Source organism: Actinoplanes sp. KI2 (genome assembly GCF_025630775.1).
Lineage (GTDB): Bacteria > Actinomycetota > Actinomycetes > Mycobacteriales > Micromonosporaceae > Actinoplanes.
The window spans coordinates 15,144-34,997 of the sequence record NZ_JAOSZE010000015.1 but is presented as its reverse complement, the minus strand read 5'-3'; the positions used below and the strand labels follow the sequence as shown (position 1 = coordinate 34,997).

24 protein-coding genes are annotated in these 19,854 nt (G+C 70.9%); 13 read left to right on the top strand and 11 right to left on the bottom strand.

Annotated features, from left to right (window positions below; genetic code table 11):
- Window positions 1-33: 33 nt before the first annotated feature.
- Together ODJ79_RS17245 and sigJ are read right to left on the bottom strand one after the other, a co-directional pair.
- Window positions 34-297, bottom strand: coding sequence for a hypothetical protein (locus ODJ79_RS17245; RefSeq protein ID WP_263024486.1), 264 nt, complete (start codon window positions 295-297; stop codon window positions 34-36).
- Between the two features lie 84 nt (window positions 298-381).
- On the bottom strand, window positions 382-1,251 hold the full coding sequence (gene sigJ / locus ODJ79_RS17240; RefSeq protein ID WP_263024485.1) for an RNA polymerase sigma factor SigJ: 870 nt from the start codon (window positions 1,249-1,251) through the stop codon (window positions 382-384).
- 93 nt (window positions 1,252-1,344) lie between these two features.
- Between sigJ and ODJ79_RS17235 the strand changes: the two genes are divergently transcribed.
- Window positions 1,345-1,722, top strand: a complete 378-nt coding sequence (locus tag ODJ79_RS17235; protein ID WP_263024484.1) for a DoxX family protein — start codon at window positions 1,345-1,347, stop codon at window positions 1,720-1,722.
- Window positions 1,723-1,838: 116 nt separating this feature from the next.
- Here the strand turns inward: ODJ79_RS17235 and ODJ79_RS17230 are convergent, their stop codons facing one another.
- The gene (locus tag ODJ79_RS17230) at window positions 1,839-2,186 is read right to left on the bottom strand and encodes an MmcQ/YjbR family DNA-binding protein (protein ID WP_263024483.1); all 348 of its coding nucleotides are present in this window, start codon (window positions 2,184-2,186) and stop codon (window positions 1,839-1,841) included.
- A 45-nt stretch (window positions 2,187-2,231) separates the two neighbouring features.
- Complete coding sequence (locus tag ODJ79_RS17225) at window positions 2,232-3,437, bottom strand: hypothetical protein (protein ID WP_263024482.1); 1,206 nt, start codon at window positions 3,435-3,437, stop codon at window positions 2,232-2,234.
- A 169-nt stretch (window positions 3,438-3,606) separates the two neighbouring features.
- On the opposite strand from ODJ79_RS17225, the gene ODJ79_RS17220 reads away from it, so the two are divergent.
- From ODJ79_RS17220 to ODJ79_RS17200, 5 genes are all read left to right on the top strand, one after another.
- On the top strand, window positions 3,607-4,647 hold the full coding sequence (locus ODJ79_RS17220; protein ID WP_263024481.1) for a LacI family DNA-binding transcriptional regulator: 1,041 nt from the start codon (window positions 3,607-3,609) through the stop codon (window positions 4,645-4,647).
- Between the two features lie 117 nt (window positions 4,648-4,764).
- On the top strand, window positions 4,765-6,033 hold the full coding sequence (locus ODJ79_RS17215) for an ABC transporter substrate-binding protein (RefSeq protein WP_263024480.1): 1,269 nt from the start codon (window positions 4,765-4,767) through the stop codon (window positions 6,031-6,033).
- Window positions 6,034-6,123: 90 nt separating this feature from the next.
- Window positions 6,124-7,017, top strand: coding sequence for a carbohydrate ABC transporter permease (locus tag ODJ79_RS17210; RefSeq protein WP_411267329.1), 894 nt, complete (start codon window positions 6,124-6,126; stop codon window positions 7,015-7,017).
- A 125-nt stretch (window positions 7,018-7,142) separates the two neighbouring features.
- Window positions 7,143-7,898 carry a carbohydrate ABC transporter permease gene (locus tag ODJ79_RS17205; RefSeq protein ID WP_411267337.1) on the top strand — a complete coding sequence of 252 codons (756 nt, stop codon included), beginning with the start codon at window positions 7,143-7,145 and terminating at the stop codon, window positions 7,896-7,898.
- Window positions 7,899-7,996: 98 nt separating this feature from the next.
- Window positions 7,997-8,335, top strand: a complete 339-nt coding sequence (locus ODJ79_RS17200) for a hypothetical protein (RefSeq protein ID WP_263024478.1) — start codon at window positions 7,997-7,999, stop codon at window positions 8,333-8,335.
- Window positions 8,336-8,385: 50 nt separating this feature from the next.
- On the opposite strand, the gene ODJ79_RS17195 is transcribed toward ODJ79_RS17200, so the two are convergent.
- Entirely contained in the window at window positions 8,386-9,321 is a 936-nt protein-coding gene (locus ODJ79_RS17195) for a phosphotransferase (RefSeq protein ID WP_263024477.1), read from the bottom strand.
- Window positions 9,322-9,386: 65 nt separating this feature from the next.
- Window positions 9,387-9,950 carry an AAA family ATPase gene (locus ODJ79_RS17190; RefSeq protein ID WP_263024476.1) on the bottom strand — a complete coding sequence of 188 codons (564 nt, stop codon included), beginning with the start codon at window positions 9,948-9,950 and terminating at the stop codon, window positions 9,387-9,389.
- Window positions 9,951-10,001: 51 nt separating this feature from the next.
- Between ODJ79_RS17190 and ligD the strand changes: the two genes are divergently transcribed.
- Entirely contained in the window at window positions 10,002-10,991 is a 990-nt protein-coding gene (gene ligD, locus ODJ79_RS17185) for a non-homologous end-joining DNA ligase (RefSeq protein ID WP_263024475.1), read from the top strand.
- Here the strand turns inward: ligD and ODJ79_RS17180 are convergent.
- The gene (locus ODJ79_RS17180) at window positions 10,947-11,474 is read right to left on the bottom strand and encodes a hypothetical protein (protein ID WP_263024474.1); all 528 of its coding nucleotides are present in this window, start codon (window positions 11,472-11,474) and stop codon (window positions 10,947-10,949) included. The genes ligD and ODJ79_RS17180 overlap by 45 nt on opposite strands.
- 121 nt (window positions 11,475-11,595) lie before the next feature.
- Between ODJ79_RS17180 and ODJ79_RS17175 the strand changes: the two genes are divergently transcribed.
- Complete coding sequence (locus tag ODJ79_RS17175) at window positions 11,596-12,687, top strand: sensor histidine kinase (RefSeq protein ID WP_263024473.1); 1,092 nt, start codon at window positions 11,596-11,598, stop codon at window positions 12,685-12,687.
- Between the two features lie 38 nt (window positions 12,688-12,725).
- The gene (locus ODJ79_RS17170) at window positions 12,726-13,382 is read left to right on the top strand and encodes a response regulator transcription factor (protein ID WP_263024472.1); all 657 of its coding nucleotides are present in this window, start codon (window positions 12,726-12,728) and stop codon (window positions 13,380-13,382) included.
- Here ODJ79_RS17170 and ODJ79_RS17165 read toward each other — a convergent pair.
- Window positions 13,372-14,169 carry a PhzF family phenazine biosynthesis protein gene (locus ODJ79_RS17165; RefSeq protein WP_263024471.1) on the bottom strand — a complete coding sequence of 266 codons (798 nt, stop codon included), beginning with the start codon at window positions 14,167-14,169 and terminating at the stop codon, window positions 13,372-13,374. The two genes, ODJ79_RS17170 and ODJ79_RS17165, sit on opposite strands and share 11 nt — an antisense overlap.
- A 22-nt stretch (window positions 14,170-14,191) precedes the next feature.
- On the opposite strand from ODJ79_RS17165, the gene ODJ79_RS17160 reads away from it, so the two are divergent.
- From ODJ79_RS17160 to ODJ79_RS17150, 3 genes are all read left to right on the top strand, one after another.
- Window positions 14,192-14,737: an AAA family ATPase gene (locus ODJ79_RS17160; RefSeq protein ID WP_263024470.1), complete on the top strand. Its 546-nt coding sequence runs from the start codon at window positions 14,192-14,194 to the stop codon at window positions 14,735-14,737.
- Window positions 14,738-14,847: 110 nt separating this feature from the next.
- Window positions 14,848-16,575: a DUF389 domain-containing protein gene (locus ODJ79_RS17155; protein WP_263024469.1), complete on the top strand. Its 1,728-nt coding sequence runs from the start codon at window positions 14,848-14,850 to the stop codon at window positions 16,573-16,575.
- Window positions 16,572-16,922, top strand: coding sequence for a hypothetical protein (locus tag ODJ79_RS17150; protein ID WP_263024468.1), 351 nt, complete (start codon window positions 16,572-16,574; stop codon window positions 16,920-16,922). Before ODJ79_RS17155 ends, ODJ79_RS17150 begins: the two co-directional genes overlap by 4 nt.
- Here ODJ79_RS17150 and ODJ79_RS17145 read toward each other — a convergent pair.
- A complete protein-coding gene (locus tag ODJ79_RS17145; protein WP_263024467.1) occupies window positions 16,919-17,755 on the bottom strand; it encodes a hypothetical protein in 837 nt (278 codons plus the stop codon). The two genes, ODJ79_RS17150 and ODJ79_RS17145, sit on opposite strands and share 4 nt — an antisense overlap.
- Window positions 17,756-17,842: 87 nt before the next feature.
- The gene (locus ODJ79_RS17140) at window positions 17,843-18,217 is read right to left on the bottom strand and encodes a VOC family protein (RefSeq protein WP_263024466.1); all 375 of its coding nucleotides are present in this window, start codon (window positions 18,215-18,217) and stop codon (window positions 17,843-17,845) included.
- 233 nt (window positions 18,218-18,450) lie between these two features.
- On the opposite strand from ODJ79_RS17140, the gene ODJ79_RS17135 reads away from it, so the two are divergent.
- Complete coding sequence (locus tag ODJ79_RS17135) at window positions 18,451-19,692, top strand: vanadium-dependent haloperoxidase (RefSeq protein WP_263024465.1); 1,242 nt, start codon at window positions 18,451-18,453, stop codon at window positions 19,690-19,692.
- Here ODJ79_RS17135 and ODJ79_RS17130 read toward each other — a convergent pair.
- Window positions 19,668-19,838, bottom strand: a complete 171-nt coding sequence (locus ODJ79_RS17130) for a hypothetical protein (protein WP_263024464.1) — start codon at window positions 19,836-19,838, stop codon at window positions 19,668-19,670. The two genes, ODJ79_RS17135 and ODJ79_RS17130, sit on opposite strands and share 25 nt — an antisense overlap.
- Window positions 19,839-19,854: the final 16 nt, after the last annotated feature.

The following is a 19,854-nucleotide window of genomic DNA, read 5'->3' as shown; positions in this document are numbered from 1 at the left end:
CGTGCCGGGCGGCCATCCAAGGGCGCCATCCGCTCACCCACCGACGGCCGGGCATCGGCTCACCCGCCAACGGCCCGGGCATCCGCTCCCCCGCGGCGCCCGCTCACCCCGCGGCGCCCGCTCACCCCGCGGCGCCCGCTCACCCCGCAGCGCCCGCTCACCCCGCAGCGCCCGCTCACCCCGCAGCGCCCGCTCACCCCGCAGCACCCGCTCACCCCGCAGCACCCGCTCACCCCGCAGCACCCGCTCACCCCGCAGCACCCGCTCACCCCGCAGCACCCGCTCACCCCGCAGCACCCGCTCACCCCGCGGCGCCCGCCCACCCCGCGGCGCCCGAGCACCCGCCCACCCGCCGACTCGGGACGGCGATCGGCTGGGCGGTCAGAGATGCGTCCAGGGGCGCAGCTTCTCCGGGTTGCGCACCGCCCAGATTCGGAGGATGCGATCGTCGGCGATCTCGAACGCCATGACCGTGCCGGTGACGCCGCCCTGTTGCAGGACCAGGCCGGGCTGGCCGTTCACCGTCCGCTCCAGCATGACCAGGCCGGGGGTCGCGTTGACCACCTCGAGCAACCCGCGGGCGACCGCCTCGGCGCCCTCGATCGGCTCGAGTCTCGCCCGCACCAGCCCGCCGCCGTCGGCGACCGCCCGCGCGTTCGGGTCGAGCACCGCGATCAGGCCATCGATGTCACGGGCCTCCCACGCCCGCTTGAAGTCGCGGACGATCGCGCCGTTGCGCCCGGCCGGCGGGACGGGCGGCGGCGACCCACCGACCCGGCGGCGCGCCGACGACGCGAGTTGCCGGCACGCTGCCGGGCTGCGCCCGACAATCTCGGCGACTTCCGCGAACGAGTACCGGAAGACGTCGTGCAGGATGAACGCGACCCGCTCCGCCGAGGTCATCGACTCGAGCACGACGAGAAACGCCATGTTGACCGACTCGTCCAGGGTGATCCGGTCGGCCGGGTCGGCGGGCGTGCCGGTCGTGCTCCACTCCGACGCCTGCGGCACCGGCTCGGGCAGCCACTCGCCGACGTAGCGCTCGCGACGCATCCGGGCCGAGCCCAGCAGGTCGAGGCAGACCCGGCTGGCGACCGTCGTCATCCAGGCGATCGGGTTCTCGATGACGTCCCGCTGCGCCGGGGTCAGGGCATACCAGCGGGCGTACGTCTCCTGCACCACGTCCTCGGCGTCGGCGAGGGACCCGAGTAACCGGTACGCCACGTTGATCAGCTGCCGTCGTTCGCTCATGACCTCTTCCACACCACTTCGACGAAACACCGCCCCGAACCGTGAGGTCGTCACTCCCCCTCACAATCCAAGCCCCCCGTTCGTCGAACCCGCATGAACATCGCTCTCTGGATCGTCGCCGCGGTCCTCGCTGTCCTGTTTCTGGCCAGCGGCGTGCAAAAGCTGGCCACCTCCCGCGCGAACCTGGCCAGGACGATGCGCTGGGCCGACCACTTCAGCACCCCCGGCGTGAAGGCGATCGGCGTGGCCGAAGTGCTGGCCGCGATCGGCCTGATCGTCCCCGCCGCCCTGGGCATCGCCCCGATCCTCGTCCCGCTGGCCGCCACCGGCCTGGTGCTGCTCATGACCGGCGCGATCGTCACCCACCTGCGCCTGCACGAACGGCAACCGCTCGCGATCAACCTCACCCTGCTGGCTCTCGCCGCCCTGGTCGCATGGGCCCGCTTCGGCCCGCACGGCTTCCCCTCGTGACCGCCCGCGTGCGCCGGCTTTCTGACCGCCGCCCAACTGCGGCGCCCGCCGGCCCAACGTTGCGATGACAGGCCGTCCACGATGGCCCCGCATCACGACGACGCCCGCCACGATGGCTAAGCCAGCCGTGGGAGGTAGGCCGACCACACCTTTTTCGGCACGACCATGCGCCACGCGTCGAGGACCAGCTCGGTCATCTGGTCTTCGTCCAGCTCGGACATCCACGCCTGCACCCAGTTGAACCGGAGGTCGGACTGGCGCGGCAGATGGAACGTGCCCGGGTCGGCCGCGACCAGGGCCATGCGTTCCTCTTTGGAGAACCCGAAGCCCATGACCGTCTCGTCGCGGGAGAACGCGACATAGACAATCTTTCCCACCCGGAACTTGACGCGGTCGCGGATCAGATGTTCCTCGCTGCGCGGCAGGTCGCGACAGACCTTGCGCACGTCGTCGACGGTGACCATGCGGGAAAGCTACGCCGGAGGTACGACACTTTTCGGCCGGCTTGATCAGGACTGACGCGGCTTGGGCACCCAGATCGCGGTGGTCGGCTCCTCGGCCAGCGCAGGCCGGTCGGTGGACTCCGGGACCTTGGCGCGAAACACCCGATCGGGCGGCAGTCGGTAGGTGGCGGAACGCACCAGTTCGTCGGGCACGGTGTGCCGCCCGGTCGACTCCGGTTCGGCCTCCTCCGCCGTGGCCGCAGGTTCCGGTGCCGGCCCCAACGGAACCGTCGGCTCGGCCGAAGCCGATATTTCGGAGATACCGGGCGGTGACGCCGACATCGAGGAAGAGGTCGAAGAGGAGACCTGGGAGGAAGGAACGCGCACGGCGGGCGAGGACGAGGCCTGCGAGCCGGCCGAGGACGAGACGTGCGAGGTGGGCGGCACCGGGGCGGACGGGATCGAGGAAGGTCGCCGCGGGGAGGGCTTGCGGGCGGACGGCGCTGCGGGCCTGGCGGCGCGGTCGGCGGAGAACGGCTGGGAGTTGCCGGTCAGGCGCGGGTCGGGGAACGGGCGGTAGACGACACCGCCGAACGCGGCCGGCTCGCCGACGATCTGGGGTGGCGCGGGCGGCGGGACGGGGAAGCCGAGTGACGTCGCGTTCTGCTCCGAGGGCGGCAACGAATGGCGGGCCGGCGGCCACGGCGCCACTCCGGGCGCGGCCGACGCCTGCAACGGACCGGCCGACGCCTGCGACGGACCGCCCGACGCCTGCAACGGCCCAGCCGGCGCCTGGAACGGGCCTGCCGACGCCTCCAACGGCCCAGCCGACCCCTGCAACGGCCCGGCCGACCCCTCAGACGGCCCGGCCAACGCCTGACGCTGCGCCGGCGCGGGAAACCGCACCTCACCCGCGGCCATGCCCAGACGTGAGCCCGACGACGCCGGGTCGGCCTGCGCCGCCGGCGGCCCGGCCGGATTTCCGGGCGTGGGCGAAGCGACAGACGGCGCGGATGCGGCCGGCTCAGCGGTCGGCGCTTCCGGTGCGGCCGCGGGATCCGCCGTCGGCCGACCGGCCCGGCGGCGGGCTACCAGGTGCGCGGCCAGGCTGAACGTGCTGCGGGCGGCGTTGTCGTACCCCTCCCGGTACGCGTCCTCGCGGTCCCCGTCCATCTGGCGCCTCTGGTGCAGGCGACCGATGGCGTAGGCCGCGCAGGCTACGAAGACGGCCATCAGGCTGATGACCAGAGCTGAGTTGCCGGGGGCGGTCATGGGCACGATTGTGGCCACGTTGATCGACAAACAGCTATGGCCCGTTTGACGTACCCCGATCGAAGGACCCGACGACAAACGCACAAAGTCGAACAACCGACCTGGTAGGCAAAGGCGACATCGATGTCATACTGTGAGCCGATCCCACCGCACTAGCCCTCGGAGCGCCATGCCCGCCGACGATGCCAACGTCCGCCGGCCGACATTGACCGAGGTGGCCGCTCTCGCGGGGGTCAGCCTCAAGACCGCCTCCCGTGCGCTCAACCGCGAGCCGAACGTCGCGCCCTCGACCGGCCGCCGGGTGCGCGACGCCGCCGACACGCTCGGCTACCGCCTCAACGGTATCGCCCGGGAGCTGCGCCGGGGTGCCACCAGTTCGCTGGTCGGGTTGGTCAGCGGCGATCTGGCGAACCCGTTCTACTCGGCGGTGGCCAGCGGGATCGAGCGCGAGCTGCGCCAGCACGGCCTGCTGCTGATCACCGCGAACAACGACGAGGACGCCGAGCTGGAGCGCAGCCTGGTGGACGCCTTCCTGGAGCGGCGGGTCCGCGCGCTGCTGGTCATCCCGAGCGCCGACGACCACGGGTACCTCGCGATCGAGGGCAACCGCGGCGTGCCGTTCGTGTTCCTGGACCGGCCGCCGGACGGTCTCTCGGCCGACGCGGTGCTGATCGACAACGCCGGCGGCGCGCGCTCGGCCGGCGAGCATCTGCTGGCCGGCGGCCACCGGCGGATCGCCCTGGTGTCCGATCTGCGGCATATGGCTCCGCAGAAGGGCCGGATCGACGGGTTCGTCGGCGCGATGCGGGCCGCCGGCAACGACGCCTGGGAGCCGTATTTGCGCACGGATGTGCACGATGTGCGGCACGCGGAACGAACCGTACGGGAACTTCTGGCGCTGGACCCACCACCCACCGCGATCTTCACGACCAACAACCGGCTCACCACCGGCGCCCTGCGCGCCCTGCGTGACCAGCAAAGAAACCAGGAAAGTGACCGGGCAACACCCCCGGCGCTGGTCGGATTCGACGACTTCGATCTCGCGGACGTCCTCGGCATCACCGTGGTCGCGCACGACATGAGCGCAATCGGACGAGAGGCCGCACGGCTCGCGTACGAGAGGATCTCCGGGCATACTGGCCCAGCTCGAACGATCGTCATCTCGACATCGATCATCGCCCGCGGCTCAGGTGAACGTTCACCACACTGAACACAAAGGTCCGCACGTAACGACACGGAAACAGCCGTTGACATGTGTGCGGTTCAGGCGGCACGGTACTCCCCGACGTATTTGACAACGATGTCAATCTCTCGATGGGAGATTCCTATGCGCTTCACTCGACGGGCCGCAGTGGCCGTTGTCGGAGTCGCCGCGCTGCTGACGGTCGCGGCCTGTGGGTCGAGCGACGACAAGGGCGGCAGCGGCTCCGGCTCCAAGAAGGTGGAAGTCTTCACGTGGTGGGCCGACGGCGGCGAGAAGGCCGGCCTCGACGGCCTCGTCGCGCAGTTCGGCAAGGACTGCGCCGGCCAGGAGTTCGTGAACGGCGCCGTCGCGGGTGGCGCGGGCGCGAACGCCAAGCAGGTGCTCGCCTCCCGCCTGCAGACGAACGACCCGCCGGACACCTTCCAGGCGCACGCCGGCGCCGAGCTGAAGGACTACATCAAGGCCGGCCAGATCGAGGACATCAGCGCCGACTACGCGACGTGGGGCCTCAAGTCCGCGTTCCCGCAGGGCCTGATCGACAACCTGACGATCGACGGCAAGATCTACTCGGTCCCGGCGAACATCCACCGGGCCAACGTCGTCTGGACGAACAAGAAGGTCGTCGCGGACGCCGGCATCACCGCGGACCCGAAGGACATGGCGACCTTCCTCGCCGACCTGGACAAGCTGAAGGCCAAGGGCATCAAGACCCCGCTGGCCCTCGGCAAGGACTGGACCCAGCTGATGCTGCTCGAGTCGGTGCTGATCACCGACCTGGGCCCGGACAAGTTCACCGGTCTGTGGAACGGCACCACCGACTGGAAGGGCGCCGACGTCACCAAGGGCATCAACGACTTCAAGACGCTGCTGACCTACACCAACACCGACCGCGACGCCCTGGACTGGACCGACGCGGAGAAGCTGGTCATGGACGGCAAGGCCGCGTACCAGCTGATGGGTGACTGGGAAGCCGCCGACATGGACGCGAAGAAGTTCGCCGACTACGGGTACTTCACCTTCCCCGGCAACGGCGACACCTACCAGTGGCTGGCCGACTCGTTCGTGCTGCCGAAGGGCGCCAAGAACGTCGACGGCACCAAGTGCTGGCTGAAGACGGTCGGCTCGGCCGACGGCCAGAAGGCCTTCAACACCAAGAAGGGCTCGATCCCGGCGCGGACCGACGCGTCGCCGGCCGACTACCCGAAGTACCAGCAGGACGCCATGGCGGCCTGGAAGACCTTCAAGCAGGTTCCGTCCTGCGCCCACGGCTCGGGCTGTTCGCAGGGCTTCCAGGGCGCGGCGAACTCGGCGCTCGGCGCCTTCTCCACCAAGCAGGACGTCGCCGCCCTGCAGACGGCGATGGCCGCAGCAGCTGCGCAGTTCGGCAAGTAAGTGATGGCAAGTAAGTAATTCTTTGTTCCGGATCCCGGGCGGGGCGGCGAACAGCCGTCCCGCCCGGGGTGCATTGAAAAAGGAGCCCTGATGCGCCGCCTGAGGCACTGGGGACCGGGTTTGCTCCTGCTCTCCCCCTCGCTCATCCTGCTCGCCGTCTTCGTGTACGGCCTGATCGCCTGGACCACGAAGCTGTCCGTCTCGGACCAGCACGACGCGCTGGGGTCGAAGGGCTTCGTCGGGCTCGAGAACTACAAGAACCTGTTCACCAACGACATCCAGGACCGGTTCACCCACTCGCTGAAGAACCTGCTGATCTTCACGGTGGTCTTCCTGATCGGGACCATGTTCTTCGGCCTGCTCTGGGCCTTCCTCCTGGAACGCGGGGTACGCGCCGAAGGCTTCTTCCGCACGGTTTACCTGTTCCCGATGGCGGTCAGCTTCGTCGCCTCCGGCGTGGTATGGCGCTGGCTGATGAACCCCGTCGTGGGTGAGGGCGCCGGCGGCATCAACGCGCTGTTCGCCGCGATGCACCTCGACTTCCTGCAGAACAAATGGTGGACCAACCCGACCTGGGGCATGGCGGCGATGGCCATGCCGGCCATCTGGCAGCTCTCCGGGTACGTGATGGCGCTGTTCCTCGCCGGGTTCCGCGGCATTCCGCAGGAGCTCAAGGAGGCCGCCGCGGTCGACGGCGCGAGCACCTACCGGCTCTACCGGAACGTGATCTTCCCGCAGCTCACCCCGGTGGCGCTGTCCGCGCTGATCATCATCGGCCACATGTCGATGAAGATGTTCGACCTGATCATGAGCGTCTCGGGCCCGCAGTGGCTCACCGAGGTGCCCGCGATCTACGTCTGGCAGACGCTGCTCACCAGCGACTACGCCAAGGCTGCGGCGATCTCGATCGTGTTGCTGGTGCTGGTCGCGCTGGTCATCGTGCCCTACCTGATCTACACGAACCGGGCGGAGAAGAACTCATGACCACGGTTGCCGCACCGCCCGCCGCGGTCGAGTCGCTCGTCCCCAAACGAAAGACCCGCCGCCCGTTCGGCCCGGGTTCGATCGTCAAGTACGCGCTGGCGATCCTGTTCCTGCTGATCGTGCTGATGCCGATGTACGTGCTGATCGTGACCAGCTTCAAGGGCGGCAGCGACATCGGCGTCACCAGCCAATGGAATCTGCCCGAGCACTGGACCACGGTGTCCTGGGCCAAGGCCTGGACGTCGCTGAGCGACTCGTTCTTCCGGACCTTCCAGCTGGCCATCCCGGTCGCCGTCATCTCGTCGCTGATCGGCGCGGCCAACGGCTTCGTGCTCTCCCGGTGGCGCTTCCCCGGCGCCGACGTGGTGTTCACGCTGATCCTGTTCGGCATGTTCATCCCGTACCAGGCCGTCATGATCCCGCTGCGGGACATCGTCACCACCCTCGGGATCCCGCCGGGCATCCCCACCCTGGTGTTCGTGCACTGCATCTACGGCATCCCGATCTGCACGCTGATCTTCCGGAACTACTACGCCACCACGGTGCCGGAGGAACTGGTCGAGGCGGCCCGGGTGGACGGCGCGGGCCTGCTGCGCACGTTCGGCTGGATCATCCTGCCGATCTCGATCCCCGGCTTCGTCGTGACGATCATCTGGCAGTTCACCTCGGCGTGGAACGACTACCTGTTCGCGATCTTCCTGTCCAACACGCGGAACGGGCCGATCACGATCGCGCTCAACGCCCTGGCCGGCGCGCAGTCCCCCGACTACGCCGCCTCGATGGCCGGCGCGCTGATCACGTCGCTGCCCACCCTGGTCGTGTACGTGCTGCTCGGGCGCTGGTTCATCGGCGGCCTGATGGCGGGCTCGGTAAAGAGCTGAGCACGGTTGTCCCGGCGCGCCGTGCGCGGCGCGCCGGGGCGGGTGAATTGTCCATAACGAAGGAGGCGCGGACCGCCCCGGACCCATAGGGTCGAACCGTGACCACCGAGGACCAGCCGGCCGAGGGCTTCGCCGCACGGATGGCCTTCGCGCTGCAGAAAGATCCGCTCGAGGCCCCGCGCCGCACCCACCTGCACCTGCGGCTGATCGCGATCACGCTGGCCTGGCTGGTGACCGTGCCGCTGCTGCTCATCTACGGCCTGACCGGTCCCGGTCACACCGACAACGTGCTCGACCTCGCGGCCTTCCTCACCCTGCTCGGCCCGTTCGCGGCCGCGGTCCTCGCCACCAAGAACCGCCGCTTCGGCCTCGGCGGCGGCTACATCGTGCTGACCCTGCTCATGGTGCTGCCGGCCGCGGCGATCACCCGGCTGTGAGCGGGCTACCGCCGGCCATCACCCGGCCGTGAGCGGGCTACCGCCGGCGATCACCCGGCTGTGAGCGCCTCCGTCATCTCCCCGCGGTGGGCGGTCCACCAGCGCAGATAGTCGCCGCGCCGGGCGAGCAGATGGTCGCAGCTGCGATCGTCGTGCTCGTAGTGGCGTTCCAGTTGCCAGGTCTCGGTGAGCAGCGTCCACCATCGACGGTCGGCGGCGTCGACCAACTGAGCGTCGGTGATCGGGACATGCGCGCGGTAGGCCCGGACGAACGCGGCGATCCGATCGAGCGAATGGCCGTACACGATCGTCGCCGTGCGGACCACCTCGAGGCCGTAGGGGCGCACGCCGAGCCGGTCCCAGTCGAGAATGCCGCAGACTCGCCCGTCCGCGTCCACCAGCAGGTTGAACGGCTGCAGGTCGCCGTGGGTCCAGCCGCACGGTGCCAGCTCCGCGTCGGCCGGCCGCTGATCGGCCAGCTCGGCCAGCATCGCCCGACGCCACTCGATCTCCCTGGCCGCGGAACGGTCGAAATCGTCGGCCGGCGGCCGGTCGGCGTACACACCAAGGGTTTTTATGGCTTTGAAGGCACTTTCCGGGACGTCCGCCAGGCGCCGCGGCGCCGGCGGGCAGAGCGTCGCCAAGGCGACATGCAGGCGTCCGACCAGCTCACCGAGATCGTCGCGCAGGGTGGCGTCTTCCGGGTGTACGCCGTGCAGCCAGGCCGTCGCGGCGTACCAGCTGCCGTCGACCTGCACCGGATCGCCGCGCGGCGTGGGCACCGGAAAACCCGCGCCGGCCAGCCTCGGCAGCAGGTCGTTGACCACCCGGATCTCGTCGGGCGTGCGATCGCGCAGCTGCTTGACCGCGAAGGTCCCGGCGTCGGTGGTCAGCCGCCAGCTCAGATTCATCACGCCGCTGGTCACCGCTTGACAGTCATGCACGCGGCCGAGCCCCAGCGCGCCGGCGATCCGCACCCACTCCACCGGGCCAGCGTCGCACACGGGCCAACGACGCCGCGCCAACGACGCAGACAGGTCGAGGGACCCCGTCAAGCTCGCCGCAGCGGCCCGCGCAGCCAACGGTCCGCGGCGGCGTGGCCTCGCAGCCGCACGATGGGCAGCTCCGGGCGACGCTGCCGCAGTTCCTCGACCCGCGTCGCCGTCTTGGCGCGGGTCCGCCACGCCCACCGCACGATGTGGTCGCGGTCGGTCAGCACGGTCCACAGCGGCGGCTCGACGTTGCCGTTCCACAGCTGCCGGCGGCGCAGCCGGCGCACGACGGTCCGCCGGACGACCTGCCGCATCACCGTGGCGGTCGGCGGGTCGAGCCAGACCAGCAGGTCGGCCTGGTCGGCGAGGTGGGCCCGCACGCTTGTGTACTGCCACTCGGTCACCCAGGCCGGGGCGGCGCTGAACCGGTGGACGTCGTCCTCGAAGGTGGGGCGCCTGGTCCAGCCCGGTCCGTGGAAGAGGCCGTCGATCTCGACGTGCGGCGCGCCGAGCGCGTCGGCGATCCGGGCGGCGAGCGTGGTCTTCCCCGACCCGGAGGGGCCGGCCACCAGCACCCGTCGCGGGACGATCGGCAGCGGATCGGCGGCACCCAGCAGCGGCATGGAACGAGCGTAGAGCTACGACCCGGGGTGGAAATCCGCGAGGATGGTGCCATGGCGGACAAGGAGGAGCGGGACGGCGTCTCGCTGACCAACCTCGACCAGGAGCTGTTCGACGGCGCCCAGGCGACCAAGCGCGACCTCATCGACTACCTCGACGCGGTCAGCGGGCGCATCCTGCCGGTGCTGCGCGATCGGCCGCTGTCGGTGATCCGGCTGCTGCGCGGGCAGGACGCCTTCATGCAGAAGAATCTGCCGAAGTACACCCCGGACTGGGTGCCGCGCGCCGAGATGTGGGCCGAGGCGTCGCACCGGAACGTCAGCTACGCGCTGTGCAACGACCGGCGGACGCTGCTCTGGTTCGGCAACCAGCGGGCGATCGAGTACCACCCGGCGCTGATGCACGCCGGCGACCACCACCCGACCCACCTCATCATGGATCTGGATCCGCCGGAGGGTGGCGACTTCGGCACGGTGGTCGCGGCGGCCCGGCTGATCAAGCAGGTGCTCGACGACATCGGCATGGCCGGCGCGGTGAAGACCAGCGGCTCCAAGGGCGTGCACGTGTTCGTGCCGCTCGACGGCAAGTCGGCGGCCGACGACGTGGCCGCGGCGACCCGGGCGGTGGCGGCCCGCGCCGAGCGGCTCGACCCGGCGCTGGCGACCACCGCGTTCATCCGGGAGGACCGGCACGGCAAGGTGTTCCTCGATGCGACCCGCTCCGGCGGCGCGACCGTGGTGGCCGCGTACAGCCCGCGGATCCGGCCGAGGTTGCGCGTCTCGTTCCCGCTCGCCTGGGACCAGTTGGACGACGTGACGCCGGAGGACTTCACCATCCACAGTGCACCCGGCCTGCTCGGCGAGCGCGATCCGTGGTCGGAGAACATGCCGGCGCCGCAGGCGCTGGACGCCGGGCTGGTCGAGGAGGGGCACACCATCCCGGTCGCCCGCGTGCAGGCCATGCACGAGGGCAAGCGGCGGGCCCGAGCCAAGCGGGCCTCAGAGCAGGTCGCGCCAGAAGGCGACGCTGGGGCGGACGGCTGAGGCGGCCGGTGAGCCCAGGCCGAACTCCCGGTTGAGCCAGTCGAGCAGGTCGTTGCCGTACGTGATCACGTCGGTCTGATAGATCGACAACACCGGATGGCCGGCCAGACCGGCCGGCAGATAGCGGTGCGCGTAGACCGGGATCACCCGGGGGACGGTCACCAGGTAGCGGCGGGCCGCGGCGACCGCGTCCGCGGACGACGGCGGGCGGGGGCCCCACCCCTCGTACCAGAAAGAATTTTGCCCGACGTCGTAGAGCACGCCCTCGATCGGCCGCGCCAGAAGCGATCGCAACGCGGCCCGGTCGGCGGTGCGCCAATCGGGCCAGCCGCGGCCGAACGGGACGCCGGCGGCGAGGAACCCGCGATGGTCGGCGGCGAACGAGAACCCGAACTCCTTCTCGATGGCCGCCAACTCCTCGTCGGTGAGGCCGGGCGCGAGCGTAAAGCGTCGGGAAGCGGCGAGTAGTTCCGCGGCGGTCACCCGGTTACCTTATCGATGTCGCCTACACCGAAAGGTGTACGCGAGTAGTCGGGAGGCGTCGATGACAGTGACGGCCGTGGGACGACGCGGGCCGGCCGCGGCCGAAATTAGCGTCCGGGGCATGACGAAAATCGCTGTTGCCCTCACCCTGGTCGGGGTTCCGGCCGGACTCGCGATCACCGGCGGAAACCTGCAGACCGTGATGACCATGTCGCTGGCCGTCTGGCTGGCGGTGCTCGCCCTGTTCGTCCGGCGTTGGCCGCTCACGGTGCTGATCGTGTCGATCCTGAGCATCGTCGCCATGCGCGGCGCCGAACTGATCGGATCGGGCTGGGTCTGGCCGGCCAGCGCAGCGGCTGCCGTGCTCGCGCTTCAGGGCCGGCTGCGCGCGGCCACCATCACCGCCGGCCTGGCGCTGCTCTACGGCTTCGCCTGGGACGGCTTCGTCGACCTCGAGCACGGCGGGAGCACCTTTGCGCTCGCGCACGTCGGCGGCGAGACATTGTGGATGGCCGCGCTGCTGGCCGCCGCCACGGCGTACCGGAACACGGCGCGCTGGCGCGAGGAGGTCGCCCACCGGCTCGCGCAGGACGAGCACGAGCGGGAGATCGACGCCCGGCGCCGCCAGGCGGAGGAGCGGGTCGAGATCGCCCGCGACCTGCACGACGTCGTCTCGCACACCCTCGCCGTGGTGGGCGTGCACCTGAACGTCGCGCTCGACGCGTTCGACGCCGACCCGGACGAGGCGAAGGAGTCGCTGCGTCTCGCCCAGCAGGTGCGCGGCCGGGCGATGACCGACCTGAAATCGCTGGTCGGCGTGCTGCGCGAGGGCGCGCCGATCGACGACCTGGACGGTTTGGAGCGGCTGGCCGAGCAGGTGCGGGCGGCCGGCGTCGAGGTGTCGCTCAACGAGTTCGGCGACCGGGCCGAGGTGCCCGCGCCGGTGGCGACCGCGGTCTACCGCGTCGTGCAGGAGTCACTGACCAACACCGTGCGGCACGCGCGGGCGAGCCGGGTCGTGGTGACCGTGCGCTACGCGCCGGCCAGCGTGGTGGTGGACGTGCAGGACAACGGGGCCGGCGCGGGGACGATGGCCGACGGCCACGGCATCTCCGGCATGCGTGAGCGGGTGGCCGCGCTCGGCGGCGCGCTCACGGCCGGTCCGGGCAAGACCGGTTTCGCCGTACGGGCAACCATCCCCATCGCGGCGTGACCGCATCCACACCCGGCCGCCGACGAAAGGGCACCACGATGACCATCTCCGTCCTCCTCGCCGACGACCAGCACCTCGTGCGCGCCGGGTTCCGCAGCCTGCTGCGGCGCGACCGGGACATCGCGGTGGCCGGCGAGGCGTCCACCGGCGACGAGGCGGTCCGCGCGGCGCGGCAGCTGCGACCGGACGTGATCCTGATGGACATCCGGATGCCCGGCATGGACGGCATCACGGCGACCAAACTGATCCTGACCGAACTGCCGGAGACCCGGATCGTCATCCTGACCACGTTCGAGACCGACGAGTACGTGTTCGCCGCGCTCGCGGCCGGGGCGAGCGGCTTCCTCACCAAGGAGATCGGCCCCGACCGCCTGCGCGAGGCGGTCCGCGTGGTGGCTGGCGGGGACGCGCTGCTCTCGCCGAGCGTGACCCGCCGGGTGGTCGGTCAGTTCGCGCACCGGCCGGTGCCGGCGGCCGCCGCCGGGGGCGATCGCCTGGCGGTGCTGACCGACCGCGAGCGCGAGGTGGTCAGGCTGGTCGCGTCCGGGCTGTCCAACGACGAGATCGCCCGGGAGCTGGTGATCAGCCCGCTGACCGCGAAGACGCACATCACCCGGGCGATCGCGAAGCTCGGCGTCCGCGACCGGGTCCAGCTGGTGATCATCGCCTTCGAGGACGGCCTGGTCAGCTCGTGACCGCGGCGATCCCGCCGACCAGGACACTGCCGCCGACCACAACACTGCCGCCCGGCTGGGCCGAGGCCGTCACCGTGGCCGGGCTGCCGAGGCTGTCGCCCATGTCGACGCGCAGGTCGGCGCCGAGGTGGGCGGCCAGGCAGGCGGTGCTGTTGGCATTGGCGATGTCCTCGGGGACGCCGATCGACGGCGCGAACATGCGAGCGGCCGCCCGGCCGTCGGCGTCCGGGACCGTGTAGACGTAGCAGCCGAGGAACCCGCATCGATCGGTGGCCGCACGCAATCGATCGAGATCGGGCCGCAGATCGGCAAGTTCGTCGCGATCGGCGATCGGCAGCAGCATTCTTGGGCGGCCGAGCGTCGCGACGCGGGCACCGGCGCGATCCCCCGCTCCCACCGCCGCGAGGATTGCGGATATCTCCGAGTCATCGGGCGAGCGGGTGGTGACGGCCCCGGGATCGAAAGCGGCGTCGAAAAGGCCACCGCCGATCGGCATCGCCCGGCCCCGGAAGGTGCGGCCGGAAACCCGCAGCAGGTGCTCGGACCGGCCGGTCCGCTCGGTGAGCACCGCCAGCACCGCCACGGTCCCGTGGCCGCAGGCGGGCAACTCACCCTCGGACGTGAAGAACCGGACGGCCCCGTCCGGTGCGACGAAGGCCGCATGGGACGCGCCGGCCCGCCCGGGCACCGACCGGCGCTCCTCGTCGGCCATCGGCGACTCGTCGAGCACGGCGGTCGGGCTGCCGCCGGCCCCGTCCCGCAAACAGGCACGGACAACGGTGAACACCAAAGAATCGTAAGGTGATCGGGTGCGACGCATTCTGGTGTACGGCGTCACCGGCTCCGGCAAGACCACGCTGGCGCGAGCGCTCGGCACCCGCCTCGGCCTGCCGTACCACTCCATCGACGACCTGACCTGGGAACCCGGCTGGGTCGCCGTGAGCGAACAACGGCAACGCGATCGCGTACGGGACATCTGCGCCACCGACGAGTGGGTGATCGATTCGGCGTACGGGATCTGGCGCGACATCCCACTCGCGCGCGCCGATCTGATCGTCGGCCTCGACCTGCCGCGCTGGCTCTCGTTCGGCCGGCTGCTGCGTCGCACCGTCCGGAACATCGTCGGCCACCGCCCGCTGTGCAACGGCAACCACGAGACCTGGCGGGAGGCCTTCCTCTCGTACGAATCGATCCTGGTCTGGCATTTCAAGTCGTTCAAGCGCAAGCGCCGCCGGATGCGCGCCTGGCAGGCCGACCCGGAGTTTCCGATCGCGATCGTCCTGCTGCGCTCACCGCGCGAGGTCCGGCGCTGGTTCGCGGCGTTGCCCGATCGCTCCGGCGCCGGCCACGCGTAGCCCGACCGTTCGCCCACGGCGCGGTTGTTCGCCTCAACAGCCGCGCGGATGAGTGAGGTTGCCTTTACGGACAGTGCCGTTCCAGCGATCATCGCTAATACAGTCACGGCGTGACCACTTCGGACCCGACGCTCACCACCTCCAGCTACGCGCCCGCGCAGCAGCTCAGCGACACCACCCGCGGGCTCTGCAGCGGCGCGTACGTCGACGTCACGTACGCCAATGAGGTGATCGCCGAGATCGTGGAGTCGGAGCGCAAGGCGGTGCCGCCGTCGTTCGGCTTCGACCTCGACCCGGTGGTGCGGCACTGCCTGCGCGCGCGGCGGCTGCTCATCATCCGGTACGCGATGGCCACCGGCGTGCTGCTGCTCAGCTTCTGCCTCACCGGCTGGCTGCCGGTCTTCTGGCTGACCCTGTGCATGCTGATCGAGGTGGTGCGGGGCGGCCCGAGGGCGCGGGTGCGGGCGCTGGGCGTCGGCGTCTCCACCATCGCCGTGCTCGGCTTCATCGCCGTGGCCGCCTTGGTGACCACCGTCCTGGTGCTGGCCAGGCTCAGCCCGGACTGGCTCGACGAGCACCTGGCGAGCCTGGCCGCGCGGGCGCACGGGTCGAGCCTGGCCGACGCTCTCGGCACCGGCCTGCTCGGGGTCGCCGGCGTGACGGCGCTCCTGCCGACCGTGGCGATGGTGGTGTTGCTGTTCGCGTCGCGCTGGCACGCGTACGGAATCCTCTTCGGGGAACTGGCTCCCGGCGCCGACGCGACCGCACCGCCGACCCGCAGCGTCCGGGTCGAACGCCGGCTGGCCACGGTCGCCCGGATGCAGCGCGGGAACATCGCGGTGCACGACGTGAACCCGTTCGCGGGCGCGGGCATCCTCAAGCGCGGCTGGTCCTTTGTGGTCACACTGCGGCCGAGCGGCGCCGCGGAGAACGGCAACCGGGTGGCCATCGACCCGCACGAGCTGAACAAGCGGGTCAACGACGCGGTGCTGGCCATGCGGGACACCAAGCTGAGCGGTGGGGAGCGCATCCCGAACCTCTACACCGTCGCGTACGTCGCGGCCGACGGGTACCGCCGGCACGACGATCCGCTGATCGACCAGGAGACGCACACGCCGTTCACGACGGCGTCACCGGAGACGATCACCGCGATCGAGTCGTGTCCGCAGGGCGGCCTGCGGCACTACCTGCGGGTGGTGATCCCGGCCAACGGCAAGGAGATCCGGACCGCGGACGACCGGCCGGTCCTGGGCGCGCAGGACTCCGGCATCTCGGTGACCGCCTTCGTGCACCTGGCGGTCGAGGGCGGCCTGCTGTACACCGAGTTCGCCGCGCATGTGCTGCCGCCGCTGCGGCCCGACTTCCGGATCGCCGACACGCTGCGCGCCGACCGGGTGCCGGCCCGCGCGTGGCGCGACACCCTGCGGGAGTACGTCCGGGACAACCTGTACGCGCCGTGGTGGCTGGTCCGCAACGGCTGGGACGCGCTGCGGCTCACCGCGCGGATGTCCCGTTCCACGTCCGAGGCCGAGCAGCTGCGCTTCTACGACTACGGCGCCCGGTTCAGCGTGCGCGACCGGGCCGGCCGGGAGACGACGAAGTTCATGCAGAAGCTGGACGGCGCGAAGTACATCAAGCTCGTCGACAAGACCGTGACCGAGGCCGTCCTGGGCTTCCTGCGGGACAACGGCGTGGACACGTCCGAGTTCGAGAACCAGGTCGTCAACAACACCTACGGCGACCTGACCTTCCACGGCGGCGTGCAGAACTTCGGCGGCACGAACACCGTCCGGCAGAAGACCACCGTCACCACCTCCACGAACGGAGCGTCCGCATGACCGAGCCGCGCATGACCTTCGGCAACCTGAACTTCCAGGGCGGCATCCAGAACTTCGGCGGGACGAACGAGAACGAGCAGACCACCGTGTTCGTCGAGCTACCCGCGAAGCAGCTCGAGAAGATCGAGGCCCAGCTGGCGGTGCTGCGCGAGACGTACCCCGATCCGGACCTGCTGGAGCGGGAGCGGCCGGCCATCGAGGAGGCGATCCGTCAGCCGACCGCGGCGAACCGCAAGGGTCTCGACCGGGCCCTGGAGCGCCTGTCCGCCAACGCCGGCAACGCGAGCCGGGCGGCCGAGGCGATCGCGGCGATCGTCGCCCTGGTCGCCAAGCATTGGCCGTTCTAGATGAACTGTGTGGTGCGCTGCTTGAGGCCGAACTGTGCGGCCACCGGGTTCCAGGCGTCGACCAGTTTCTGCTTCGCCGCCTGGGCCTGCTGCGAGGATGCCAGCCCGGCGGCCCAGGCGGCCTGACGGGCGGCGGTGTCGGCGCAGCCGCCGGCGACGGCGGGCTGCGCCCAGGCCACGAAGTGCTGGTCGGCCGCGAGCGCGAAGCCGAGCGCGGACTTCAAAGTGGACCGGATCTTCTCGCCGCCGGCGAGACCGGAGACGTCGGCCGCGTCGGCGGCGGCGATTTCCCGCGTACGCTCGACGCCCACCCGCTGCATGTCGGCGAGGGCCTGGGACAGATCCGTGCAGCGGTTCACCTTGTCGATCGCCTTGTTGAGCTTGGTGCGGCTCGCGACGCTCCGGTCGAGCAGCTTGTCGATCACCGCGGCCTGCTCGTTGGCCGAGCTCGCCGCGGCCTTCGTGGTCGGATCCGGGCCGGGATCCGCCGAGGACGTCACGGCGGTCGGCAGGGCGATGGTGCCGTGGTCGGCGGTCGGGCTGGTCTTCGGCTTCCCGGTCAGCACGATGATCACGACCGAGCCGGCGATGCCGACCAGCAGGACGAGGACGGCCGCGACGATGACCAGCCGCCACGGGACCGGCGCCGGGCTCGGGCTCGACGGCACCGGTGTCTGCACGATCGTGGGCTGCAGGTCCGGCGCCTGCGTCGACGGGTGTGGAACCGGCGGGTAGTCGCCCGGCGGCGGGTTCCCGAGCGCGAGCGAGGTGTTGCAGCGCGCACACAGGACCGCCGCCGGGTCGTTGTCGAGTCCACACACAGGGCACAACATGCCGCAAGATTATCGACGCATGTCGACGGTTGGTTCCCCCGTAGGTGCGATGCGTGATGTCTACATAGCGACGAATTCCGGGTCCGGCTACAGGTACGGCCGGGTGATCACTTCGATCGCGTGGCCGGCGGGGTCCTTGAAGTAGACCCCGCGGCCGCCGTGCTCGTTGTTGATCTCGCCGGGCCGGCGCATCTGCGGATCGGCCCAGTGCACGACGCCCCAGTCGCGCAGGCGCGCGTACGCCCGGTCGAAGAGATCGTCGTCGACCAGGAACGCGTAGTGCTGCATCTGGATCTCGACCGGTGGCTCGGCGAACTGAAGAAGCACGCCGTCGCCGAGCTGGATGTTGGTGAACACGCCCCACGACGGCGCGGCCGGAACCTCGAGAAGCTCGCGGTAGAACCGGGCCGATTCCTCGCGGTCCTTGCTGGCGACGATGGTGTGGTTGAAGGTGACTGTCATGCGGTGAACCTTTCGGGTGGATGGGACACGACTGCGCGGGGACTCCGATCGTTCGGAGGTCCGCGTGCCCCATCGGCGACCCGCGGGCGGCTCAGCCGTCCACCGGGTCACCCATCCGTGCGTGGCTCGACGCCGGTCCGGTGTTCACGACGACGACCCTACCGCGTCTCCAGATCTCTATTGAACCGATAGGAGATAGATATTATGGTCACGGGGTGATCTCATCGATTCCCGTGACTCGCCGTGCCGTGCTGGCGACCGCCCTCGGCGCGGGCGCCGCCACCGTCCTGATCCCGTCGTCCGCCGACGCCGCCGCGGCACCGGCCGACACGCTGCTCGAGTGGTACGACCTCACCGCGGCCACCATCGGGGTCATCACCGGGCCCCAGCAGGTGACCAACAGCCGCACCTGGGCCGTCGCCTGGATCGCCGCCGGGCGCGCCGTGTCCGCCGTCCGCCCGGGCGCCGACGCCGAACTGGCGCTGGCCGCCGCCGTCCATGAGACCCTCCTCGGCACCAACCCGGCGGCCGCGCCGGCGCTGGACGCCGCGCTCGCGGCGACCGCGGCCAGGCTCAGTGCCCGGCACCCGGACCGGGCCGTCGCGGCCGGCATCGAGGCCGCCCGCGCGGTGCTCGCCGAGCGGGCCGGCGACGGGCTCGACCCGGCCTCGGTCAACCGGCCGTTCACGCCGCCACCGGCCGCGCCCGGCGTCTGGCAGCCGACGCCGCCCGCCTTCGCCGCGGCGGTCCAGGCCGGGCAGGGCGACGGGCGGCCGTTCCTGGTGCGCAGCGTGCGGCCGCTGCAACCGGGCCCGCCGCCGGCCCTCGACAGCGACGTCTTCCGGCGCGACCTCGCCGAGTCACGGGCGGTCGGAGCCGTGGACAGTGCCGTACGCACCGCACCGCAGACGGCGGTCGCCCGGTTCTGGTCGCAGACCTCGCTCAACGGCTTCACCGGGGCGCTGCGCACCACCGTCGCGCCGGACGGCTCACACGCCGCGACCCGGCGCCCGCTCGCGCAGCGGATCGCGCTCATCGCCCTGTTCCACGCCGCGACGATCGACGCGCAGATCACTACCTACCGGGCGAAGTACCGATACCTGTTCTGGCGGCCGGTCACCGCGATCCGCACCGGCGCCGTCGCACCGGATCCGTCGTGGACGCCGCTGATCGGCACGCCCGCCCACCCGGAGTATCCCTCGGGGCACACCACCTACGCGGGCGCGGCGCAGGCGGTGCTGGAGACCCTCGCCGGGCCGCCGCGGGTCCCGTTCTCGCTGACCAGCGCGGTGGCGACCGACGTGACCCTGCGGTACTCGCAGTGGTCGCAACTGACCCGCGACAACATCGACGCACGCGTCTGGGAAGGCGTGCACTTCCGCCACACGGACGAGGTGGGAGCGGCCGTCGGGCGGCGGGTGGCCCTGGCCGCGCTCGCCCACCGCGCCGGTCAGGGCAGCGGGTCGGTGGCCTGAAAGATGCGGTCCGCGAGGCGGTGGGTCTCCTCGTCGAAGAGTACGAGGCGGGCCACCTCCACCGTGGTCGGCTCGGCGCGCAGCCCGGTCAATGCCTGCACGACCGCGTCATCCTTGGGCCGGAGGACGGAACCATTCTCGGCCATCGCGCCGTCGTGGTAG